Annotated in this window: 21 protein-coding genes; 15 read left to right on the forward strand and 6 right to left on the reverse strand. The window is 66.0% G+C overall.

All coding sequences use genetic code 11. From position 1 onward, the window contains the following. Positions 1 to 3: 3 nt before the first annotated feature. The 6 genes from gudD to BLV60_RS05895 form a co-directional block, all read right to left on the reverse strand. A complete protein-coding gene (gene gudD / locus BLV60_RS05870) occupies positions 4 to 1,365 on the reverse strand; it encodes a glucarate dehydratase (protein ID WP_093051348.1) in 1,362 nt (453 codons plus the stop codon). A 16-nt stretch (positions 1,366 to 1,381) separates the two neighbouring features. Continuing rightward, a complete protein-coding gene (locus BLV60_RS05875) occupies positions 1,382 to 2,368 on the reverse strand; it encodes a Bug family tripartite tricarboxylate transporter substrate binding protein (RefSeq protein WP_093051351.1) in 987 nt (328 codons plus the stop codon). 5 nt (positions 2,369 to 2,373) lie between these two features. After that, positions 2,374 to 2,823, reverse strand: a complete 450-nt coding sequence (locus BLV60_RS05880; RefSeq protein ID WP_093051355.1) for a nuclear transport factor 2 family protein — start codon at positions 2,821 to 2,823, stop codon at positions 2,374 to 2,376. Between the two features lie 45 nt (positions 2,824 to 2,868). Further along, the gene (kdgD, locus tag BLV60_RS05885; RefSeq protein WP_093051358.1) at positions 2,869 to 3,780 is read right to left on the reverse strand and encodes a 5-dehydro-4-deoxyglucarate dehydratase; all 912 of its coding nucleotides are present in this window, start codon (positions 3,778 to 3,780) and stop codon (positions 2,869 to 2,871) included. A 52-nt stretch (positions 3,781 to 3,832) separates the two neighbouring features. Continuing rightward, positions 3,833 to 4,831: a Bug family tripartite tricarboxylate transporter substrate binding protein gene (locus BLV60_RS05890; RefSeq protein WP_093051361.1), complete on the reverse strand. Its 999-nt coding sequence runs from the start codon at positions 4,829 to 4,831 to the stop codon at positions 3,833 to 3,835. Positions 4,832 to 4,943: 112 nt separating this feature from the next. After that, positions 4,944 to 5,810 (reverse strand): FadR/GntR family transcriptional regulator, encoded by an 867-nt coding sequence (locus BLV60_RS05895; protein WP_093051364.1) that lies wholly within the window; start codon positions 5,808 to 5,810, stop codon positions 4,944 to 4,946. Between the two features lie 224 nt (positions 5,811 to 6,034). On the opposite strand from BLV60_RS05895, the gene BLV60_RS05900 reads away from it, so the two are divergent. The 15 genes from BLV60_RS05900 to dnaK all read left to right on the forward strand — a co-directional run bounded on the left by BLV60_RS05900 (position 6,035) and on the right by dnaK (position 20,915). Next, positions 6,035 to 6,850: an NAD-dependent epimerase/dehydratase family protein gene (locus BLV60_RS05900; RefSeq protein WP_093051367.1), complete on the forward strand. Its 816-nt coding sequence runs from the start codon at positions 6,035 to 6,037 to the stop codon at positions 6,848 to 6,850. Beyond that, positions 6,840 to 7,736: an SMP-30/gluconolactonase/LRE family protein gene (locus tag BLV60_RS05905; RefSeq protein WP_093051370.1), complete on the forward strand. Its 897-nt coding sequence runs from the start codon at positions 6,840 to 6,842 to the stop codon at positions 7,734 to 7,736. Before BLV60_RS05900 ends, BLV60_RS05905 begins: the two co-directional genes overlap by 11 nt. Positions 7,737 to 7,776: 40 nt before the next feature. Then, complete coding sequence (locus BLV60_RS05910) at positions 7,777 to 8,754, forward strand: TRAP transporter substrate-binding protein (protein ID WP_093051373.1); 978 nt, start codon at positions 7,777 to 7,779, stop codon at positions 8,752 to 8,754. Positions 8,755 to 8,818: 64 nt separating this feature from the next. Beyond that, entirely contained in the window at positions 8,819 to 9,307 is a 489-nt protein-coding gene (locus tag BLV60_RS05915; RefSeq protein WP_093051376.1) for a TRAP transporter small permease, read from the forward strand. Positions 9,308 to 9,313: 6 nt separating this feature from the next. Further along, positions 9,314 to 10,609: a TRAP transporter large permease gene (locus BLV60_RS05920; RefSeq protein ID WP_093051379.1), complete on the forward strand. Its 1,296-nt coding sequence runs from the start codon at positions 9,314 to 9,316 to the stop codon at positions 10,607 to 10,609. A 14-nt stretch (positions 10,610 to 10,623) separates the two neighbouring features. Next, complete coding sequence (gene garD, locus BLV60_RS05925; RefSeq protein WP_093051382.1) at positions 10,624 to 12,207, forward strand: galactarate dehydratase; 1,584 nt, start codon at positions 10,624 to 10,626, stop codon at positions 12,205 to 12,207. 34 nt (positions 12,208 to 12,241) lie between these two features. Further along, on the forward strand, positions 12,242 to 13,003 hold the full coding sequence (locus tag BLV60_RS05930) for an SDR family NAD(P)-dependent oxidoreductase (RefSeq protein WP_093051385.1): 762 nt from the start codon (positions 12,242 to 12,244) through the stop codon (positions 13,001 to 13,003). A gap of 81 nt (positions 13,004 to 13,084) precedes the next feature. Further along, a complete protein-coding gene (locus BLV60_RS05935; RefSeq protein WP_093051388.1) occupies positions 13,085 to 14,062 on the forward strand; it encodes a Bug family tripartite tricarboxylate transporter substrate binding protein in 978 nt (325 codons plus the stop codon). 11 nt (positions 14,063 to 14,073) lie between these two features. After that, positions 14,074 to 15,141, forward strand: coding sequence for a lactonase family protein (locus BLV60_RS05940; protein ID WP_093051391.1), 1,068 nt, complete (start codon positions 14,074 to 14,076; stop codon positions 15,139 to 15,141). 36 nt (positions 15,142 to 15,177) lie between these two features. Beyond that, positions 15,178 to 16,173, forward strand: coding sequence for a Bug family tripartite tricarboxylate transporter substrate binding protein (locus BLV60_RS05945; protein WP_093051394.1), 996 nt, complete (start codon positions 15,178 to 15,180; stop codon positions 16,171 to 16,173). Between the two features lie 104 nt (positions 16,174 to 16,277). Further along, the gene (gene asd, locus BLV60_RS05950) at positions 16,278 to 17,129 is read left to right on the forward strand and encodes an archaetidylserine decarboxylase (protein WP_093051397.1); all 852 of its coding nucleotides are present in this window, start codon (positions 16,278 to 16,280) and stop codon (positions 17,127 to 17,129) included. Positions 17,130 to 17,265: 136 nt separating this feature from the next. Next, positions 17,266 to 17,697 (forward strand): winged helix-turn-helix transcriptional regulator, encoded by a 432-nt coding sequence (locus BLV60_RS05955; RefSeq protein WP_093051859.1) that lies wholly within the window; start codon positions 17,266 to 17,268, stop codon positions 17,695 to 17,697. Between the two features lie 84 nt (positions 17,698 to 17,781). After that, entirely contained in the window at positions 17,782 to 18,132 is a 351-nt protein-coding gene (locus BLV60_RS05960; protein ID WP_013540334.1) for an FKBP-type peptidyl-prolyl cis-trans isomerase, read from the forward strand. Between the two features lie 151 nt (positions 18,133 to 18,283). Beyond that, positions 18,284 to 18,856, forward strand: a complete 573-nt coding sequence (gene grpE / locus BLV60_RS05965) for a nucleotide exchange factor GrpE (RefSeq protein WP_093051400.1) — start codon at positions 18,284 to 18,286, stop codon at positions 18,854 to 18,856. A 121-nt stretch (positions 18,857 to 18,977) separates the two neighbouring features. Further along, on the forward strand, positions 18,978 to 20,915 hold the full coding sequence (dnaK, locus tag BLV60_RS05970; RefSeq protein ID WP_093051403.1) for a molecular chaperone DnaK: 1,938 nt from the start codon (positions 18,978 to 18,980) through the stop codon (positions 20,913 to 20,915). Positions 20,916 to 20,948: the final 33 nt, after the last annotated feature.

Genomic DNA, 20,948 nt, shown 5'->3' on the forward strand with positions numbered 1-20,948 from the left:
CCTTCAGCGCACCATGCACGGGCGCTTGTTGTCGAAAGTCCAGTTGGGAATGAGATATTGCATCGCCTGTGCGTCATTGCGCGCGCCGAGGCCATGTTTCAGGTACAGCTGGTGCGCCTTCTCGACTTCGTCCATGTCGAGTTCGATGCCCAGGCCACCACGCGTCGGCACCTTCACGAAGCCGCCTTCGATCTGCAATGGCGCTTTCGTCAAGCGCTGGCCATCCTGCCAGATCCAGTGCGTATCGATTGCCGTGACCTTGCCCGGCGCAGCCGCCGCCACGTGCGTGAACATCGCCAGCGACACGTCGAAGTGGTTGTTCGAATGCGAGCCCCAGGTCAGGCCCCAGGCCTGGCACAACTGCGCCACGCGCACCGAGCCCTGCATGGTCCAGAAATGCGGATCAGCCAGTGGAATGTCGACCGACTGCAGCGAGAGGCTGTGCACCATCTCGCGCCAGTCGGTGGCGACCATGTTGGTTGCGGTCGGCAGGCCGGTGGCGCGGCGGAACTCGGCCATTACCTCGCGGCCCGAGAACACGCCTTCGGCGCCGCACGGGTCTTCTGCATAGGCCATCACGCCGTGCAGGTCGCGGCACAGCCGAATCGCGTCCTGCAGGAGCCAGCCGCCGTTCGGATCGAGCGTGACGCGCGCCTTCGGAAAGCGCTCGTGCAGCGCGCGGATGGCTTCGACTTCTTCCTCGCCGCGCAGCACGCCGCCCTTGAGCTTGAAATCGGTGAAGCCGTAGCGCGCATGCGTGGCCTCGGCCAGGCGCACGATGGCTTCGGGCGTCATGGCTTCTTCATGGCGCAGGCGGAACCAGTCGTTGTCGGCGTTGGGGTCGGTCTCGTACGGCAGATCGGTCTTCTTGCGATCGCCCACGTAGAAGAGGTAGCCGAGCATCTGAACCGCGTCGCGCTGCTGGCCTTCGCCGAGCAGGGCCGCCACAGGCACTTCGAGGAACTGGCCGAGCAGGTCGAGCAGCGCGGCCTCGACGGCCGTCACCGCATGAATGGTCACGCGCAGGTCGAAGGTCTGCTGGCCGCGGCCGCCGCTGTCGCGGCCGGCAAAGGCGCTGCGCAGGCTGTTGAGCACCGCGTTGTGCCGGCCGATCGGCTGGCCGACGATGAGGTCGCGCGCGTCTTCGAGCGTCTGGCGGATCTTCTCGCCGCCGGGCACTTCGCCCACGCCGGTGTGGCCGGCGCTGTCGGTCAGGATCAGCAGGTTGCGCGTGAAGAACGGGCCGTGCGCGCCGCTGAGGTTCATCAGCATGCTGTCGTGGCCCGCGACGGGAACCACGCGCATGCCGGTGACGACGGGTGCGCCCGACACGACTTTGGAAACAACGGATTCAGGACTTGTCATCTTCGGGCTCGGTGCCTCAGTCTGCGGTGATGTGGCGGGTATCGATCAATGTCTTCCATCGCGCCCATTCGCGCAACTGGAAGGCGGTGAATTCTTCGGGCGTGCTGGCGACGATCTCCAGGCCCTGGTCGAGCATGCGCTTCTTTGTCTCGGGGTCTTGCATGGCGGCAATCGCGGCGTCGCTCAGCTTTTTCTTGACGGCAGGCGGCAGTCCCTTGGGTGCGGCCATGCCCTGCCACGAATAGACCTCCGCACCCTTCACGCCGGCTTCGGCCAGCGTGGGCACGTCGGGCAGCACGGGTGAGCGCTTGTCGCCGGTAACGGCAATGGCGCGCAGCTTGCCCGCGCGGATGTGCGGCAGCACGGCATTCACGTTCTGGAACGAAAAGTCGACCTGGTTGCCCAGCAGGTCGTTGACCGCCGGCGCGCCGCCCTTGTAGGGCACGTGCACGCCTTCGGTCTTGGTCTGCTGCCAGAAGAGTTCCGCCGAGAGATGGTCGGACGAGCCGTTGCCTGAGCTCGCGAACGAGACCTTGCCCGGCGTCTTGCGCAGCAGCGCCAGCACGTCGGCCACCGTGTGCTCGGGCCGCGCGACGTTGGCGACGAGCACGTTGGGCGCCTGCACGGGCACGCTGATGTAGTCGAAGTCCTTGGTCGCGTCGTAGGGCACGCTCTTCTGCAGGTGCGGCGTGACGACGAAGGCGCCGAGCGAGGACACCAGCAGCGTGTAGCCATCAGGCGCCGCGCGCTTGACGAAGCCGGTGCCGATGGTGCCTGTGGCGCCAGGCCGGTTGTCGACGACGAAGCTGCCGCCGAGCTTGGTCTGCATCTGCAGTGCGAGTGCGCGCGCCACCATGTCGGTGGAGCCGCCGGCCGGGAACGGAACGATGATGGTCACCGGCTTCTGCTGCGGCCATGCATCGGCTTGCGCCGAGGCATGCAGGGGCAGCAGCGCGGTCGAGGCAGCTGCGAGGGCCGCGGCAAGAAGGAGTCTCTTCTTCATGCGGACTAGATCCTCACGGCCTGGCGGGCGAGCAGCTTCCAGCTTCCGCCCTGCTTCTGCCAGACGCCGAGGATCTTCAGCGCCACCTTGCCGGGCTTGCCCGAGTCGTTGGTGTCGGCCGTGAGCGTGTGGCGCACGATGGCGGTGTTGGCATCGACCACCTTGACGGTCTGCTCGGTGATGGCGATGGACACGAAGTCCGACTTGCCGTCGAGCAGGTCGCTGATGAAGCTGGCCTTGGTGTCGACCTTGCCGCCCGAGTGGCCGTAGCTCAGGTCGTCGGACACCAGCGCGCCGAGTGCGGCAGGGGTTGGGTCGACCATCGCGATGCGCAGGCGTTCGGCGGCGGCAGCCACTTCGGGTGCGGCCGGTGCCGCACTGCCCGCGGGCATCATCGAGCAGGCCGAGAACAGGGCTGCCGAAGCGGCGATCAGGAAAAACTTCTTGAGGAACATGGCGTCTTGTCTCCGTTGTTGTTTGTGGTGTTCGACGCTGCAGGCTTACTGCGGGCCGAGCGCGTCGATCAGCGCCTTGAGCTGTTCCATCTCCGCGGGCTTCAGGTCGGTGAGCGGTGCGCGCACGGGGCCTGCGTCGTGGCCGACGATCTTTGCGCCGGCCTTGACGATGCTCACGGCATAGCCCGGCACGCGGTTGCGCAGCTCGAGGTAGGGCATGAAGAAGTTCTTCAGCAGGTGGTGCTGCGTGGGCAGGTCGTCGGCGGCAACGGCCTTGTAGAAATCCATGGCGGTCTTCGGAATGAAGTTGAAGACGGCCGACGAATACACCGGCGTGCCCATTGCCTTGTAGGCGGCGGCATAGACCTCGGCCGTGGGCAGGCCGCCCAGGTATGCGAAGCGGTCGCCCATCTTCTGGTAGATGGCGACCATGGCTTCGATGTCGCCCACGCCGTCCTTGAAGCCGACGAGGTTGGGGTTGCGCTCGGCCAGGCCGGCCAGCGTGTCGGGCTTCAGGCGGCTGGTGGCGCGGTTGTAGACGATCACGCCGAACTTCACGCTCTTGCACACGGCTTCGACGTGCGCGGCCAGGCCTTCCTGGCCGGCTTCGGTGAGGTAGTGCGGCAGCAGCAGGATGCCGTGCGCGCCGGCCTTCTCTGCAGCCTGCGCACACTGGATGGCAAAGCGCGTGGGACCACCGGCGCCGGCAATGATCGGCACCACGCCGCGGCAGGTGTCCACTGCGGTCTTGATGATGCCGGGGTACTCCTCGCCGGTGAGCGAGAAGAACTCGCCCGTGCCGCCGGCCGCGAACAGCGCGCTCGCGCCGTAGGGGGCGAGCCATTCGAGGCGCTTGGCATAGCCCGCCGGGTTGAAGTCGCCGTTGCTGTCGAAGTCGGTCAGCGGAAACGAGAGCAGGCCGGAGCCCATGATGGTCTTGAGTTCTTGCGGGTTCATCGGGAATCGTCCAGTGAAGATTTGAAAAAAGAAAAGGGGGTGAAGCAGCCGGTCAGTCGAGCCTGACGTTGGCTTCCTTGATGACTTGCGCCCAGCGCGCGCGCTCCTTGGCGAAGAACTGGTCTTGCTCGGGCGCGGTCATGGTCACGACCTCGGCGCCCTGCCCCGCGAGGCGGGCCCGGATGTCGGGCGTGCGGATGATGCGAACCAGCTCCTTGTTGAGCCGGGCGATCACCGCGTCGGGCACGCCGCGCGCCGCGACCACGCCCTGCCACGTGCCCGACTCGTAGCCGGGCGCGCCCTGCTCCGCGATGGTGGGCACGCTGCCGATCAGCGGCATGCGCGTGGCCTTGGACACGGCAATCAGCTTGAGCTTGCCGGCCTGCACCTGCGGGTAGGTCGCGAGCATGCCGTTCATCAGCACCTGCGTCTGGCCAGACACGGTGTCGAGCACTGCCTGCACGCCGCCCTTGTAGGGCACGTATTCCCACTTGGCGCCGACCTTGCGTTGCAGTTCGATGCCCGCGAGATGCGCGGTGCTGCCGCTGGCAGTAACGGCAAAGTTGAGATCGCTTTTCTTCGAGAGCTCGACCAGTTCCTTCAACGTGCTGGCCTGCACCGAGGGGTGCACCACCAGCAGGTGCGGCGAGTAGGCCAGCATGGACACGCTGCGCAGATCCTTCGACGGATCGAAAGGCAGCTTGGGGTACAGCGACGGGCTGATGGCCAGCGCGCCGAGGTCGCACAGCATCAGCGTGTAGCCGTCGGCCGGCGCCTTGGCCAGCAGGTCGGCGCCGAGGTTGCCGTTGGCGCCCGCGCGGTTGTCGATGATTACCGACTGGCCCAGCGCCTCCGACAGCGGCTGGCTGATGGCCCGCGCAATGATGTCGGACGAGCCGCCCGGCGGGTACGGAACGATGATCCTGATTGGCTTCGAGGGCCAGTTGCCGGTGCCGCCCTGCGTGCCCTGCGCAATGGCGCGCAGGGGCAGGCTGGCGGCCAGCGTCGTGGCCAGTGCGGCGCCAAGTGCGCCGCGTCGGTTGATGGACATGCTGCCTCCTGTTGTTCGATGGTCGTCATGGCTGCGCACGACTGGCCGTGCGAGTTATCAGTCATCGTACAACTAGAAAAACAACTTGTCCAGCGGGCAAGACAAGAAAAACTCAGCGGGAGGGAGCGTCGTCAGGCGCCGGTGCGGCCGCACCCGTACCGGCGGCCGCATCGGCTTTCGCCTTCTGCTGCGCGGCCTCTTGCGCCATGCGCAGCCGCTCGCGGCTGTTGGTCAGGTGGATGCGCATGGCAGCGCGCGCCGACTCGGGATCGCGGCGCGCGATGGCCGCGTAGATTTCTTCGTGCTCGCGATTGACGCGGCTCAGGTAAGGCGCGCCACCACCCTCGTGCGTTCGGATGGCGCTGATGCGCGTGCGCGGAATGAGCGTGGTGCCCAGGTGCCGCATGATGTCGGCGAAATACGGGTTGCCGGTCGACTGCGCGATCTGCAGGTGAAAGCGGAAGTCGGGCGCCACCGTGTCCCCCGCCACTGCCACGTTGTGCTCGAAGTCGTCGAGCGCCTGGCGCATGGCGACCAGTTGCTCGTCGGTGCGGCGGGTGGCGGCGAGGCCGGCCGATTCGGTCTCCAGGCTGATGCGCAGCTCCAGCACGGCCAGCACGTCGACCGAGGCGGCGATCTCGCCGGGATCGAGGCGAAACACCCCGCCGGCCCGCGGCTGCAGCACGAAGGTGCCCACGCCGTGCAGCGTCTCGACCAACCCGCCGGCCTGCAGCTTCGACAGCGCCTCGCGCACCACGGTGCGGCTCACGCCATAGGCCTGCATGATGGCCGACTCGGTCGGCAGCTTGTCGCCGGGCCGCAGCGACTGGTTGCGGATCTTCTCGCCCAGGTCTTCCACCAGCCCATGCGCCAGGCCGCGTGCGCGCTGGCGCGGACGGCCCACGAAAGCAGCAGACGCCGTTTCCGCCGGCGCCTCCGCTTCCGATATCAAGGGATTACCCGCAGTCGTCTGAACCATGGCCACGATGATAATCCTCAAACTAGTTGTACGACAACAGATAACTTATCACTCAACTCCCGGCGCCGCTGGCCATTCCGCCAGCGGCTTTCCGGTCTCCACGGCACCGACATGCAGCGCCCTTTCGACCTTGCTCCGTCGGCATCGTACCGGCCGCTTTCAGAAAAGCACCGTGACGGCGGGCCCTCGGAAACCATGACTCTTCCGTGTATGGACAGGCAACGATGAACGACAACAAGATGAACCGCCTCCTCCTGACCGGCGCGGCCGGCGGCCTGGGCAAGGTGCTGCGCGAGCGGCTCAAGCCGTATGCGAACGTGCTGCGCCTGTCGGACATCGCCTCGCTGGCTCCGGCCGCCGATGCGAGCGAGGAAGTCGTGCCCTGCGATCTTTCCGACAAGGCCGCGGTGCATGCGCTGCTCGAAGGCTGCGACGCCATCGTCCACCTGGGCGGCGTCTCGGTCGAGCGGCCTTTCGAGGAAATCCTCGAAGCCAACATCAAGGGCATCTTCAACGTGTACGAGGCCGCGCGCCGCCACGGTGTGAAGCGCGTGGTGTTCGCCAGCTCCAACCATGTGATCGGCTTCTACAAGCAGAGCGAGCACATCGACGCGCATGCCGTGCGCCGGCCCGACGGCTACTACGGCCTGTCGAAGTCCTTCGGCGAGGACATGGCGCAGTTCTACTTCGACCGCTGGGGCATCGAGACCGTGAGCATCCGCATCGGCTCCTCGTTTCCCGAGCCGGCCAACCGCCGGATGATGAGCACCTGGCTCAGCTACCGCGACCTGACCTCGCTGATCGAGAAGTCGCTGTTCACGCCTGACGTGAAGCACACCGTGGTCTACGGCATGTCGAACAACCGCGACGTGTGGTGGGACAACAGCGCGGCCGCGCACCTGGGCTTCGTGCCGCAGGACAGCTCGGAGGTGTTCCGCGACAAGGTCGAGGCACAGCCGCCTGTCGCGCCGACCGATCCGAACGCAATCTACCAGGGCGGCGCCTTCACAGCCCAAGGCCCATTCGGCGATGAACGCTGAGCTCGTTCTCGACGCACGCAACGGCACCGGCGAGAGCCCGGTGTGGCACGCAATCGAACAGGCGCTCTACTGGGTCGATATTCCCGCGCGCACGCTGAACCGCTGGCACGCGAGCGAAGGCCACGCGCAGTGGACGGCGAACGAAATGGTCGCCTGCATCGCGCCGCGCGCCGATTCGCCGGGCGAATGGATCTCCGGCATGGAAAGCGGCCTGTTCTCGCTGAAGCCGCAGGCCGACGGCACGCTGGCCGCCACCTCGCTCGCCCCGGTCGAGCACGCAGCCCCGGCCATGCGCTTCAACGATGGCCGCTGCGACCGCCAGGGCCGCTTCTGGGCCGGCACGATGCTGCTGGACATGGCGGCGGGCGCGCGCGTCGGCCGCCTCTACAGCTACGGCAAGGGCGACAAGAGCGCCGCTCTGCGCCTCGACGACCTCATCGTGCCCAACGGCCTGGCCTTCAGCCCCGACGGCCGCACGATGTATCTCTCTGATTCGCACCCCACGGTGCAGGCCGTCTGGGTCTTCGACTACGACACGGAAACCGGCACGCCAAGCAACCGCCGCCTGTTCATCGACATGAAGCCCCTGCCCGGCCGCCCCGACGGTGCCGCCATGGATACCGACGGCTGCTACTGGATCTGCGGCAACGACGCCGGCCTGGTGCACCGCTTCACGCCCGACGGCCGGCTCGACCGCTCGCTCGAAGTGCCGGTGAAGAAGCCCGCGATGTGCGCCTTCGGCGGCCCGGCCCTCGACACCCTGTTCGTCACCTCGATCCGCCCCGGCGGCATCGACCTGTCGGACCAGCCGCTGGCCGGCGGCGTGTTCGCGCTGCGGCCCGGCACCGGCATCGCGGGTGTTCCCGAACCGGCCTTCGGCGCCTGAAGAACCTTTTTCGACAACCACCAAGCAGAGGATGAGACAAATGAAATTCACCAAGACCCTGATCGCACTTTCCGCGTGCGCCGCAGCCGCGCTGACCACACTGGCTGCACACGCCACCGAGTTCCGTTCGGCCGACATCCACCCCGACGACTACCCCACCGTGACCGCGGTGAAGTTCATGAGCGAGCGCCTGAAGGCGCTGTCGGGCGGCAAGCACAGCATCAAGGTGTTCAACAACAGTTCGCTCGGCAGCGAGAAAGACACGATCGAGCAGACCAAGATCGGCGCGCTGCAGATGGTGCGCGTGAACATCGCGCCCATGAACAACATCTGCGCCGAGACGCAGGTGCCGACCATGCCCTTCCTGTTCCGTTCGGTCGACCATCTGCACAAGGTGCTCGACGGCCCGATCGGCGAAGAGATCCTGAAGTCGTGCGAGAAGCAGGGCTTCATCGGCCTGGCCTATTACGACAGCGGCGCGCGTTCAATGTTCACGGCCAAGAAGCCGGTGCGCACCTTCGCCGACATGAAGGGCCTGAAGGTCCGCGTGCAGCAGTCCGACCTGTGGGTGTCGATGCTCGAAGCCATGGGCGCCAACGCCACGCCAATGCCGATGGGCGAGGTCTACACGGGCCTGAAGACCGGCCTGATCGACGCCGCCGAGAACAACTACCCCACGTATGAAAGCGCGCGCGCCTTCGAAGTGGCCAAGTACTACAGCAAGACCGAGCACTCCATGGCGCCCGAGATGCTGCTGTTCTCCAAGCGCGTGTGGGACAAGCTTTCGACCGAAGAGCAAGGCTGGATCCGCCAGGCCGCCAAGGAATCGGTGCCCTACATGCGCAAGCAGTGGGAAGAGCGTGAAGTGAAGTCGCTGGCCACGGTGAAGGCCGGCGGCGCCGAGATCATCGAAGTCGACAAGGCTCCGTTCCAGGCAGCGATGAAGCCGGTGTACGACAAGTTCATCACCGACGCGAAGCTGAAAGACCTCGTCAAGCGCGTGCAGGACACGAAGTAAGCCCGCCCTCGTCGACTCGACCCGCTCCCCTCCTTCCCCCTCGGGGGAAGGGCAAAGAAAATCTATGTACACCAAACTTTGCCGCACCCTCGCACGTGCCTGCATGTGGTTGGGCATCTTCGGCCTCGTCGCGGTGATCTGCGCCGTGAGCTGGCAGGTGTTCGGCCGCTACGTGCTCAACAACACCCCCACCTGGGCCGAAAGCCTCGCGCTGCTGCTGGTGCTCTACGTCACCATGCTCGGCGTGGCCGTGGGCGTGCGCGACGCGGGCCACATCGGACTCGAATCCTTCCTCGTGCTCGCGCCCGACTGGCTGCGGCTGAAGATGGAATACCTCATCCACGCACTGATCCTGCTGTTCGGCATTGCCATGGCCTGGAACTGCGCCTCGCTCGCCGAATCGGTGTGGGACTACAGATTGCCCACGCTCTGGATCTCCGAGGGCTGGAAGTACGTGCCCGCCGCCGTGTCGGGCGTCCTCATCGTGATGTTCTCCATCGAACACATCATCGCGCTCGCCCAAGGCCGCGAAGTCGAACCTGCCTGGGCCTGAGCCACCATGACCATTCCTCTGCTCATTCTCTGCATCTCGTTCACGCTCTTCCTGCTGCTGGGCGTGCCGGTCGCTTTTTCCATCGGCCTGTCGGCCCTGGCCACGCTGCTCTATGAAGGCCTGCCGCTGGCGGTCGGCTTCCAGCAGATGACCTCCGGCATGGGCATCTTCTCGTTCCTGGCCATTCCGTTCTTCATCTTCGCCGGCGAGCTGATGCTCTACGGCGGCATCGCGGACCGCATCGTCAACCTGGCGCGCGACCTCGTGGGCCACGTGCGCGGCGGCCTCGGCATGTCGAACGTGGTGGCCTGCACGCTGTTCGGCGGCGTCTCGGGTTCGCCCGTGGCCGACGTCTCGGCCATGGGCGCCGTGATGATCCCGATGATGAAGAAGGAGGGCTATCACGCCGACTACGCAGTCAACGTGACGACCCATGCGGCACTGGTCGGCGCGCTGATGCCGACCAGCCACAACCTGATCATCTATTCACTGGCAGCAGGCGGCAAGGTGTCGATCGCGGCGCTGATCCTGGCGGCGCTGCTGCCGGCTGCCGTGCTCACCATCAGCAATCTCGCGGCCGCCTACCTGGTGGCGGTGAAGCGCGGCTATCCGGCCGGCAGCTTCCCGGGCTGGTCCATCGTGGCGCGCTCGTTCGCGGCAGCGCTGCCTGGCCTGTTCATCGTGGTGCTGATCCTCGGCGGCATCCTGTCGGGCGTGTTCACGGCAACCGAGTCTGCGGCGGTGGCCGTGCTGTATGCGCTGGGCCTCACGATCTTCGTGTACCGCACGCTGAAGTGGGAGCACTTCATCAAGGCGGCCTCGAAGGCGGTGCGCACCACGGGCGTGATCCTGCTGCTGATCGGCATCTCCAGCACCTTCGGCTACCTCATCAGCCTGTACGGCGTGGCCGAGCTCACGGGCGAGATGCTGTCGCAGGTAACCAGCACGCCATGGGTGATCTTCCTGCTGATCAACATCATCCTGTTCGTGCTCGGCACTTTCCTGGACATGGCGGCCACCATCCTGCTGTGCACGCCGATCTTCCTGCCCATCGCCCAGCACTACGGCATGACCTCGGTGCAGTTCGGCATCGTGATGCTGATCAACTGCGCGCTGGGCCTGAACACGCCGCCGGTGGGCACGACGCAGTTCGTCGGCTGCGCGATCGGCGGGGTGTCTGTGGGCACGGTGATGAAGACCATCTGGCCGTTCTACGGGGCATTGATCTTTGCGCTGGGAGTAGTCACATTCGTTCCCGCGTTCTCGACCTGGCTGCCCAGCATGTTCATGGTCGTGAAGTAAGCAAGGAGCCCACGATGTCCGAACCCACCCGCCCACCGCTCTACATCCGCATCCACGCGGCAGACAACGTGGCCATCGTCGCGAACGACGGCGGGCTGAAGGCCGGCGCGGAGTTCGCCGACGGCCTTCGGCTGGTGGACAACGTGCCGCAAGGCCACAAGGTCGCGCTGGTCGACCTGGCCGAAGGCGACGCCATCCGCCGCTACGACGTGGTGATCGGCTACGCACTGAAGGCGCTGCCGCGCGGCAGCTGGGTGCACGAGCGCGTGATGCGCATGCCGACCGCGCCCGAGCTCGACGGGCTGCCCATCGCCACGGTCAAGCTCCCTGCCCTGCCGCCGCTGGAGGGCTACACCTTCGAGGGCTATCGCAACGCCGACGGCTCGGTGGGTTCGCGCAACATCCTGGCCATCACGCAGACGGTGCAGTGCGTGGCCGGCGTGACCGACTTCGCGGTGCAGCGCATCAAGGCCGAGTTGCTGCCCAAGTACCCGAACGTCGACGACGTGGTGGCGCTGGCGCACACCTACGGCTGCGGCGTGGCCATCGATGCGCCCGATGCCATCGTGCCGATCCGCACGCTGCGCAACATCAGCCTCAATCCGAACTTCGGCGGCGAGGTGATGGTGGTGAGCCTGGGCTGCGAGAAGCTGCAGCCCGAGCGCCTGCTGCCGCCGGGGAGCATTCCCATCGTCGACAAGCGCGGCGAAGCCGAAGGCAAGCAAGGTGACGCGGAACTCGACGTGGTCTGCCTGCAGGACGACGAGCACGTCGGCTTCATGTCGATGATCGATTCGGTCATGCGGCAGGCCGAGGAACACCTCGCGCGGCTCAACAAGCGCAAGCGCGAAACCGTGCCCGCCAGCGAGCTGGTGGTGGGCGTGCAGTGCGGCGGCAGCGACGCCTTCTCGGGCGTTACCGCCAACCCCGCCGTGGGCTTCTGCACCGACCTGCTGGTGCGCGCCGGCGCCACCGTGATGTTCTCGGAAGTGACCGAGGTGCGCGACGGCATCGACCAGCTCACCTCGCGCGCATCCACGCCCGAGGTGGCCGAGGCCATGATCCGCGAGATGGCCTGGTACGACGCCTACCTGGAGAAGGGCCGCGTCGACCGCAGCGCCAACACCACGCCGGGCAACAAGAAGGGTGGGCTGTCGAACATCGTCGAGAAAGCGATGGGCTCCATCGTCAAGTCGGGCTCGGCCCCCATCACCGGCGTGCTCGCGCCCGGCGAGAAGGCAACGCAGAAGGGCCTGATCTACGCCGCCACGCCAGCCAGCGACTTCATCTGCGGCACGCTGCAGCTGGCGGCCGGCATCAACCTGCACGTGTTCACCACCGGCCGCGGCACGCCCTACGGGCTGGCCGAAGTGCCGGTGATCAAGGTCGCCACGCGCAGCGACCTCGCGCGCCGCTGGCACGACCTGATGGACGTGAACGCGGGCCGCATCGCCGATGGCGACGCCACCATCGAGGACATCGGCTGGGAGATGTTCCACCTGATGCTCGACGTGGCCAGCGGCCGCAAGAAGACCTGGGCCGAGCACTGGAAGCTGCACAACGCGCTGGTGCTGTTCAACCCGGCCCCGGTCACCTGACTCTTTTCATTCCCTTCAGACACGGAGCGACGACATGGAAGACCTCAAGGACAAGACCGCGCTCGTCACCGGTGCCAGCACCGGCATCGGCGCCGCCGTGGCCATCGCATTCGCCGCACGCGGCATGCGTGTGGCGGTGCACTACAACAGCTCGGCCGATGCAGCGAACCGCGTGGTCGACACCATCCGTGCGGCCGGCGGCACGGCCTTCGCGCTGAAGGCCGACGTGCGCGACACGGCCGCGATCCGCGACTGCGTGAAGCAGACTGCGGCGCAGTTCGGCCGCATCGACGTGCTGGTGAACAACGCCGGCAGCCTGGTCAAGCGCGTGCCCATCGCCGAGTTCGACGATGCGCTGTTCGACGAGGTGATGCACATCAACGCGCGCTCGGTGCTCGCGTTCTGCCGCGAGGTGGTTCCGCTGATGCGCACGCAGGGCGGCGGCAACATCATCAACGTGACCTCGGTCGCGGCGCGCACCGGCGGCGGGCCGGCCGCGTACCTCTATGCGGGCTCGAAGGGCTTCGTGAGCACGGCGACGCACGGCCTGGCGAAGGAACTGGTGGGCGACCGCATCCGCGTGAACGCGGTGGCACCGGGCGTCATCCAGACGCCGTTCCAGGACCGCTTCTCGACGCCCGCGATGCTGGAGAACTTCCGCGCCAGCATTCCGATGGGCCGCATCGGAGAGCCCGAGGAATGCGTGGGCGCTTTCCTCTATCTCGCCTCGGAACAGCTCTCGGGCTATGTCACCGGGCAGGTGATCGAGGTGAACGGAGGCCAGTACATGCCCTGACGCGCGAGGACAGTGAGGAAGCCCACAGAGGAAACACCCCCGGGGCTGAAGGATCAGATCAACAACGGAGACAAAGACATCATGAAGAGAAGCCAACTTCTTCGCGGCATCGCCGCCCTCTCGGCCACGGCCGTGCTCTCGCTCGGGCTGGCCGCGCCGGCCGCGGCGCAGGCCGATTTTCCGAACCGCACGATCGAGCTGCTGGTGCCCTACCAGCCCGGCGGCGGCACCGACGGCCTGGCGCGTGCGTTCGCCGAAGCGAGCCGCAAGCACATCTCGCAGAGCATCGTGATCGTCAACCGCCCCGGCGCGGGCGGCGCCATCGGCTGGACGGAAGTGATCAACGCCAAGCCCGACGGCTACAAGCTCGCGGTGCTCACGGTCGAGCTGCTGACGCTGCCGCACCTGGGCCTGGCCAAGTTCAACTACGACGACTTCCAGCCCATCGCACAGCTCAACGCCGACCCGGCCGCGATCACGGTGAAGGCCGACGCGCCGTGGAACACCATCGAGGAATTCCTCGCCGCCGCGAAGAAATCACCCGAGAGCGTGCGCGTGGGCAATTCGGGCAACGGCTCGATCTGGCACCTTGCTGCCGCAGCACTGGAAGACAAGACCGGCGCCAAGTTCGGCCACATTCCGTTCCAGGGCGCAGCACCCGCCGTGCTGGCGCTGCTCGGCGGCCACATCGAAGCCGTGGCGGTGAGCCCGGCCGAAGTGACGACGCACGTGCAGGGCGGCAAGCTCAAGGTGCTGATGGTGATGGCCGACAAGCGCGTGAAGGGCTTCGAGAAAGTGCCTACCGCCAAGGAGCGCGGCATCGACCTGTCGATCGGCACCTGGCGCGGCCTCGGCGCGCCGAAGAACACGCCGCCCGAAGTGATGGCGAAGCTGCGCGAGATCACCGCGAAGACCGCCGCCGAGCCGCTGATGCACGAGGTAATGGACAAGCAGAACCTCGGCTATGTCTACACCGACGGCGCTGTGTTCAAGGAAACGCTGGCGAAGGACAACGTGTACTTCAAGCAGCTCATCACCAAGCTCAACATCAAGCCCTGAGCCGCACAGCCATGAAGAAAACAACCATCGCATCGCTGCTGTGGCTGGCCGCCATCGGCCAGGCTTCGGCCGCGACCTGGGTCTATGTGTCGAACGCCGACAGCCAGGAAATCTCGGTGCTCGAACTCGATCGGACCCAGGGCGCGCTCAAGCCCGTTCAGACGCTGAACGTCGGCGGCACCGTGATGCCGATGGTGGTGAGCCATGACAAGCGCATGCTGTATGCCGCACTGCGCTCGCAGCCGTTTCGCGTGACCGCGCTGTCGATCGACGGCGCCACCGGAAAACTGCAGAAGCTCGGCGAGGCGCCGCTGGCCGACAGCATGGCCAACATCGACCTGGACGCGAGCGGCAAATGGCTCTTCGCGGCCTCGTATCAGGGCGGCAAGATCACGGTCAATGCCATCGGCAAGGACGGCGCGGTGGGCCCCATTCACCAGCTGATCCAGACCGGGCCCAACGCGCACGCGATCCATGCGGACGCGAGCAACCGCTTCGTGCTCGCCACCAGCCTCGGCGGCGACAACGTGTCGAGCTGGCGCTTCGATGCGGAGAAAGGATTGCTGTCGCCCAACGATCCGCCGCTGACGACCACCGCCGCGAAGGCGGGCCCGCGCCACTTCGTCTGGGACAAGGCGCAGCGGCACGTCTATCTGCTGGACGAGCTCGACGCGGCGCTGCACGTGTTCGCGTGGGATGCCGCGCGCGGCACGCTCAAGCTCGAGCAGAGCACGACCACGCTGCCCGCCGGCTTCACCGGCAAGCCCTGGGCCGCCGACCTGCACCTGACACCCGACGGGCGCTACCTGTACGCGTCGGAGCGCACGTCGAGCACCCTCTCGACATTCAAGGTCGATGCCGCCACGGGGCAGCTTCAGCCGCTCGGGCAGACCCCGACCGAGAAAACACCGCGCGGCTTCGCCATCGATGCCACCGGCCGCTACCTGATTGCCGCAGGGCAGGAGTCGAACGGCATCTCGCTCTACGCCATCGACGTCGCCACCGGTGCGCTGGGCAAGCCCCAGCACCTGGACGTGGGCAAGAACCCGAACTGGATCGAGATCGTCGACATGCCCTGACGGGCACCGCACCACACTTCAACAGGAGACCTTCGCATGCAACGCCGCACACTCATTCGCACCGCCCTCGCCTCTTCGCTCGCCGCCGGTCTTCCGGTGGCCTTCGCGCAGAGCAGCAACAACTGGCCGACGGGCAAGGCCATCACCTACCTCGTGCCCTTTCCGGCGGGCGGCACCACCGACGTGCTGGGCCGACTGATCGGGCAGAAGCTCGGCACCGTGCTGGGCACCAGCGTGATCATCGACAACAAGGGCGGCGCCGGCGGCAGCGTTGGCTCGGAAGTCGGCGCGCGTGCGGCGCCGGATGGCTTCACGCTGATCGGCGGCACCATCAGCTCGCACGCAATCAACGTGAGCCTGTATCCGAAGATCGGCTACGACCCGCAGAAGTCGTTCGCGCCGGTGACGCTGATCGGCACCAACCCGGTGGTGCTGGTGGTGAACCAGGCGAGCCCGTACAAGACGCTGAAGGACGTGATCGCGGCCAGCAAGGCCAAGACGGGCGGGCTCTCGTCGGCCTCGGCCGGCACGGGCACTTCGCAGCACCTGGCGCTGGAACTGCTGGCCTTCAAGTCGGGCGTGAAGTTCACTCACATTCCGTACAAGGGCAGCGGCCCGGCGATCCAGGACGTGATCGGCGGACAGGTCGACATGATGTTCGACACCACGGTGGTCGCGGGTCCGCACATCCAGAGCGGCAAGCTGCGCGCGATTGCCGTCACATCGTCGAAGCGCCTGGCCTCGATGCCCGACGTGCCGACGGTGGCCGAGTCGGGCGTGCCGGGCCTGCAAGACTTCGAGGTGGTGTCGTGGCAGGCGATCTTCGTGCCTGCGGGCACGCCTGCACCGGTCGTCGACAAGCTGCACACCGAGATCCGCAAGATCCTCGCAACGCCCGAGATGCAGGACAAGCTCAAGGGCTTCGGCATGGGGCCGACCGACCTGAGCACCACGCAGATCGCGGCGTTCCAGAAGGCCGAGGTGGAGAAGTGGGCGCAGGTGATCAAGGCGGCAGGCATCAAGGCCGATTGACCGGCTGACTGCGGGCCGGGCGAACCAAGGGAAGCTTCCTACGCCCCGAGGAAGAAGCGCTTTATAGAATGCCCCTCCGATTCCGCATTCCAGGCCTTCCCCACGTGTCCGACCGCTCTGCCGTACTGCCCCAATACCTGTTCCCCAAGCAGGCACTGACCAATTTCGCCGGCTGGGTTGCGGGCAAGGAACGGGGCGCCGTGACGACGTGGATCATCCGGCGCTTCGTGGCCAAGTACGGCGTGGACATGGGCGAGGCGCTCGAGTCGGACATCCAGCACTACAAGAGCTTCAACCAGTTCTTCACGCGCGCACTCAAGCCTGGTGCGCGGCCGCTCGCGCAGGCCGACCTGGTCTGCCCGGTAGACGGCGCGATCAGCCAGTTCGGCGCGATCCAGGGCGACCAGATTTTCCAGGCCAAGGGCCACAACTACACGACCACCGCACTGGTCGGCGGCGACGCTACGCTGGCCGCGAAGTTCGCGCACGGCAGCTTCGCCACGCTGTACCTGAGCCCCAAGGACTACCACCGCATCCACATGCCTTGCGACGGGCGGCTTGTGCGCATGATCCATGTGCCGGGCGACCTGTTCTCGGTGAACCCCACCACGGCGCGCGGCGTGCCCGGCCTGTTCGCGCGCAACGAGCGCGTGGTGTGCGTCTTCGAATCGGCGCATGGGCCCTTCGTGCTGGTGCTGGTGGGCGCCACCATCGTCGGCAGCATGGCCACCGTATGGCACGGCGTGGTCAATCCGCCGCGCGTGGGCGAGCTGCGCGAGTGGCACTACACCGACCAGCAGATCGACATCCGCAAGGGCGACGAGATGGGCCGTTTCTTGCTCGGGTCGACGGTCGTCATGCTGTTCCCGGCGCCTGCGCTGGCCTTCAACCAGGACTGGTCGCCCACCCGCGCGATCCGCCTGGGCGAAGCCATGGCCAACTACACCAATTTGTGAGTGTTTGTCTCACAACCCGCATGCAGCATGCCCTGACAGCTATAAAACTAGTAGCATCCCCATCGATTGCGCTATAGTCGCCGGCCAACGAGACGGTTCATACCAACCACAAGAACGCTTCGAGGAGATGATGTCGATGAGTACCAAGGAAAACGCAGCCGTCAGCCAGTTGCTCGCCCTGCTCGAAGCCCGCTACGCGCTGCGCGTGCTCTGGGCCCTGCGCGACGGCCATGCGCAGACCTTCCGTTTGCTTCAGGACAGCGTGGGCAGCATCACTCCCAACACGCTCAACACCCGCATCAAGGAACTGCGCGAAGCCGGCATCGTCGGCCACGGCAGCGACGGCTACAGCCTCACGCTCAGCGGCCAGGACCTGCTCAAGCGCCTTTCCGACCTGCAGGCCTTTGCCGGCAAATGGCAACTGGGACAACTCAAGAAAGCAGCGGCACCCGCAGCGGCCGCATCGCCCGCCGCGCCGGTTTCTCCAGCGGCCGCACCCGCTCCAGCCCCGGTGGCGGCACCTGCGTCCACACCCGCGCCCCCTTCCGACGACACCAGCCAGAGCTGACGGACCACAGGCCTGCCTGCCCGGCATCGGTAAACTCCGCGCCTTCGATCCACTGATCTCACATCGACGCAAGGAGCGTTTCTCATGCCCACCACTCCCTCCGGCCTGCAATACGAAGACACCGAAGTCGGCACCGGCGCCGAAGCCAAGGCTGGCCAGCACGTGCACGTGCACTACACCGGCTGGCTCTACAACGACGGCGTGCAAGGCGCCAAGTTCGATTCGAGCCGCGACCGCAACGACCCGTTCGCGTTCTCGCTGGGCGCGGGCCAGGTCATCAAGGGCTGGGACGAAGGCGTGGCCGGCATGAAGATCGGCGGCAAGCGCACGCTGATCATTCCCGCATCGCTGGGCTATGGCGCCCGCGGCGCCGGCGGCGTGATCCCCCCGAACGCCACCCTGAAGTTCGACGTCGAGCTCCTGGACGCACACTGAGCATTCGAGCCGACGGCTCCAAGGCCCGATTCCGGGCCTTTTTCATGCCTCCGCGGCCCTTTTGGCCGCGTTTTTTCGCTTGAAATGCTTTGGGCCAGCCCCATGTGGCTGGCTAACGTTTGTTTTCCGGCACACGCCGGTTCTTTGAAAAATGTCTGACCCGCAACAATCCGCACAGAATTCTCAAATGCTGCAAGGCGAGCCAAGCCCCGAAGAACTGGAGGCTGCGCACGCCGCCAACGAAGCCGAGGCGCTCGACGCCCTGGCCGTGGCACAAGGCGAGCTCGCCGCCCTGCAGACCAAGAATGCCGAACTGGCCGACCAGTACCTGCGCGCCCAGGCCGATGTGCAGAACGCCCGTCGCCGCGCCGACGACGAGATCACCAAGGCCCGCAAGTTCGCCGTCGAGGCCTTTGCCGAGAGCCTGCTGCCGGTGACCGACAGCCTCGAAGCCGGCCTGGCCATCAAGGACGCCACCCCCGAGCAGATCCGCGAAGGCGCCGAAGCCACGCTGCGCCAGCTCAAGAGCGCGCTCGAACGCAACAAGGTGATCGAAGTGGCCCCCGCACCCGGCACCAAGTTCGACCCGCACCAGCACCAGGCCATCTCGGTGGTGCCCGCCGACCAGGAGCCGAACACCGTGGTGAGCGTGCTGCAGAAGGGCTACACCATCAACGAGCGCGTGCTGCGCCCGGCGCTGGTCACGGTCAGCGCGCCGAAGTAATCCGCGGCATTCGCCAGCACACAAGATTCCCACAGGAAATCCCCGCTTCATACCTTGAATCGCGACGGGTTATCCACAAGTTCATAACAACATATTTTTCAGGCTTTCAGGAGTAAAGAACATGGCAAAGATCATCGGCATCGACCTCGGCACCACCAACTCGTGCGTGTCGATCATGGAAGGCAACACCACGCGTGTGATCGAGAACTCGGAAGGTGCGCGCACCACGCCGTCGATCGTCGCGTACCAGGAAGACGGTGAAGTGCTGGTCGGTGCCTCGGCCAAGCGCCAGGCCGTTACCAACCCCAAGAACACGCTGTACGCGATCAAGCGACTGATCGGCCGCAAGTTCGAGGAAAAGGAAGTCCAGAAGGACATCGACCTGATGCCCTACACCATCGCCAAGGCCGACAACGGCGACGCATGGGTGGAAGTGCGCGGCAAGAAGATGGCCCCGCAACAGGTCAGCGCCGACATCCTGCGCAAGATGAAGAAGACCGCCGAAGACTACCTCGGCGAAACCGTGACCGAAGCCGTGATCACGGTGCCGGCCTACTTCAACGACGCCCAGCGCCAGGCCACCAAGGACGCCGGCCGCATCGCGGGCCTGGACGTCAAGCGCATCATCAACGAGCCCACCGCTGCCGCCCTGGCCTTCGGCCTCGACAAGCAGGACAAGGCCGACCGCAAGATCGCCGTGTATGACCTCGGCGGCGGTACCTTCGACGTGTCGATCATCGAAATTGCCGACGTCGACGGCGAGAAGCAGTTCGAAGTGCTGTCGACCAACGGCGACACCTTCCTGGGCGGCGAAGACTTCGACCAGCGCATCATCGACTACATCATCGGCGAGTTCAAAAAGGACCAGGGCGTCGACCTGAGCAAGGACGTGCTGGCCCTGCAGCGCCTGAAGGAAGCCGCTGAAAAGGCCAAGATCGAACTGTCGAACAGCGCGCAGACCGACATCAACCTGCCCTACATCACGGCCGATGCCTCGGGTCCGAAGCACCTGAACATCAAGCTCACCCGCGCCAAGCTCGAAAGCCTGGTCGACGAGCTGATCGAGCGCACCATCGCTCCCTGCCGCGTGGCCATCAAGGACGCCGGCATCAGCGTGGGCGACATCAACGACGTGATTCTGGTCGGCGGCATGACCCGCATGCCCAAGGTGCAGGACAAGGTGAAGGCCTTCTTCGGCAAGGAGCCGCGCAAGGACGTGAACCCCGACGAAGCCGTGGCTGTCGGCGCCGCCATCCAGGGCCAGGTGCTCTCGGGCGACCGCAAGGACGTGCTGCTTCTCGACGTGACCCCGCTGTCGCTGGGCATCGAAACGATGGGCGGCGTGATGACGAAGATGATCGCCAAGAACACGACGATCCCGACTAAGTTCGCGCAGACCTTCTCGACCGCCGAAGACAACCAGCCGGCCGTGACCATCAAGGTGTTCCAGGGCGAGCGCGACATCGCCGCGGGCAACAAGGCGCTCGGCGAATTCAATCTCGAAGGCATTCCGCCGGCATCGCGCGGCACGCCGCAGATCGAGGTGAGCTTCGACATCGACGCCAACGGCATCCTGCACGTCGGCGCGAAGGACAAGGGCACCGGCAAGGAAAACAAGATCACCATCAAGGCGAGCTCGGGCCTGTCCGAGGACGAGATCCAGAAGATGGTGAAGGACGCCGAACTCAACGCCGAAGACGACAAGAAGAAGCTCGAAATCGTGCAGGCGCGCAACCAGGGCGAGGCAATGGTGCACAGCGTGAAGAAGTCGCTGGGCGAACATGGTGCAAGCCTCGAAGCCGCCGAGAAGGACGCGATCGAAGCAGCGATCAAGGACCTGGAAGAAGCCCTCAAGGGTGAAGACAAGACCGCGATCGAGGAAAAGACCAACACGCTGATGACCGCAAGCCAGAAGCTGGGCGAGAAGATGTACGCCGAATCGCAGGCCGCGGCCGGCGCCTCGGCCGCCTCCGGCCCGGGTGGCGCGGAAGCTGCTGCAAGCGCGCAGGCCGACGACAACGTGGTCGACGCCGAAGTGAAGGAAGTCAAGAAGGGCTGATCTTCAGTCCCTTGAGCAAGGCTGGAACACCTG

Source organism: Variovorax sp. YR634 (assembly GCF_900106655.1).
Lineage (GTDB): Bacteria > Pseudomonadota > Gammaproteobacteria > Burkholderiales > Burkholderiaceae_C > Variovorax.

Bases quoted from the DNA above. Each gene is read 5' to 3' on its own strand.
- gudD (WP_093051348.1), bottom strand. From the start codon at position 1,365: ATGACAAGTCCTGAATCCGTTGTTTCCAAAGTCGTGTCGGGCGCACCC.
- BLV60_RS05875 (WP_093051351.1), bottom strand. From the start codon at position 2,368: ATGAAGAAGAGACTCCTTCTTGCCGCGGCCCTCGCAGCTGCCTCGACC.
- BLV60_RS05880 (WP_093051355.1), bottom strand. From the start codon at position 2,823: ATGTTCCTCAAGAAGTTTTTCCTGATCGCCGCTTCGGCAGCCCTGTTC.
- kdgD (WP_093051358.1), bottom strand. From the start codon at position 3,780: ATGAACCCGCAAGAACTCAAGACCATCATGGGCTCCGGCCTGCTCTCG.
- BLV60_RS05890 (WP_093051361.1), bottom strand. From the start codon at position 4,831: ATGTCCATCAACCGACGCGGCGCACTTGGCGCCGCACTGGCCACGACG.
- BLV60_RS05895 (WP_093051364.1), bottom strand. From the start codon at position 5,810: ATGGTTCAGACGACTGCGGGTAATCCCTTGATATCGGAAGCGGAGGCG.
- BLV60_RS05900 (WP_093051367.1), top strand. From the start codon at position 6,035: ATGAACGACAACAAGATGAACCGCCTCCTCCTGACCGGCGCGGCCGGC.
- BLV60_RS05905 (WP_093051370.1), top strand. From the start codon at position 6,840: ATGAACGCTGAGCTCGTTCTCGACGCACGCAACGGCACCGGCGAGAGC.
- BLV60_RS05910 (WP_093051373.1), top strand. From the start codon at position 7,777: ATGAAATTCACCAAGACCCTGATCGCACTTTCCGCGTGCGCCGCAGCC.
- BLV60_RS05915 (WP_093051376.1), top strand. From the start codon at position 8,819: ATGTACACCAAACTTTGCCGCACCCTCGCACGTGCCTGCATGTGGTTG.
- BLV60_RS05920 (WP_093051379.1), top strand. From the start codon at position 9,314: ATGACCATTCCTCTGCTCATTCTCTGCATCTCGTTCACGCTCTTCCTG.
- garD (WP_093051382.1), top strand. From the start codon at position 10,624: ATGTCCGAACCCACCCGCCCACCGCTCTACATCCGCATCCACGCGGCA.
- BLV60_RS05930 (WP_093051385.1), top strand. From the start codon at position 12,242: ATGGAAGACCTCAAGGACAAGACCGCGCTCGTCACCGGTGCCAGCACC.
- BLV60_RS05935 (WP_093051388.1), top strand. From the start codon at position 13,085: ATGAAGAGAAGCCAACTTCTTCGCGGCATCGCCGCCCTCTCGGCCACG.
- BLV60_RS05940 (WP_093051391.1), top strand. From the start codon at position 14,074: ATGAAGAAAACAACCATCGCATCGCTGCTGTGGCTGGCCGCCATCGGC.
- BLV60_RS05945 (WP_093051394.1), top strand. From the start codon at position 15,178: ATGCAACGCCGCACACTCATTCGCACCGCCCTCGCCTCTTCGCTCGCC.
- BLV60_RS05955 (WP_093051859.1), top strand. From the start codon at position 17,266: ATGAGTACCAAGGAAAACGCAGCCGTCAGCCAGTTGCTCGCCCTGCTC.
- BLV60_RS05960 (WP_013540334.1), top strand. From the start codon at position 17,782: ATGCCCACCACTCCCTCCGGCCTGCAATACGAAGACACCGAAGTCGGC.
- grpE (WP_093051400.1), top strand. From the start codon at position 18,284: ATGTCTGACCCGCAACAATCCGCACAGAATTCTCAAATGCTGCAAGGC.
- dnaK (WP_093051403.1), top strand. From the start codon at position 18,978: ATGGCAAAGATCATCGGCATCGACCTCGGCACCACCAACTCGTGCGTG.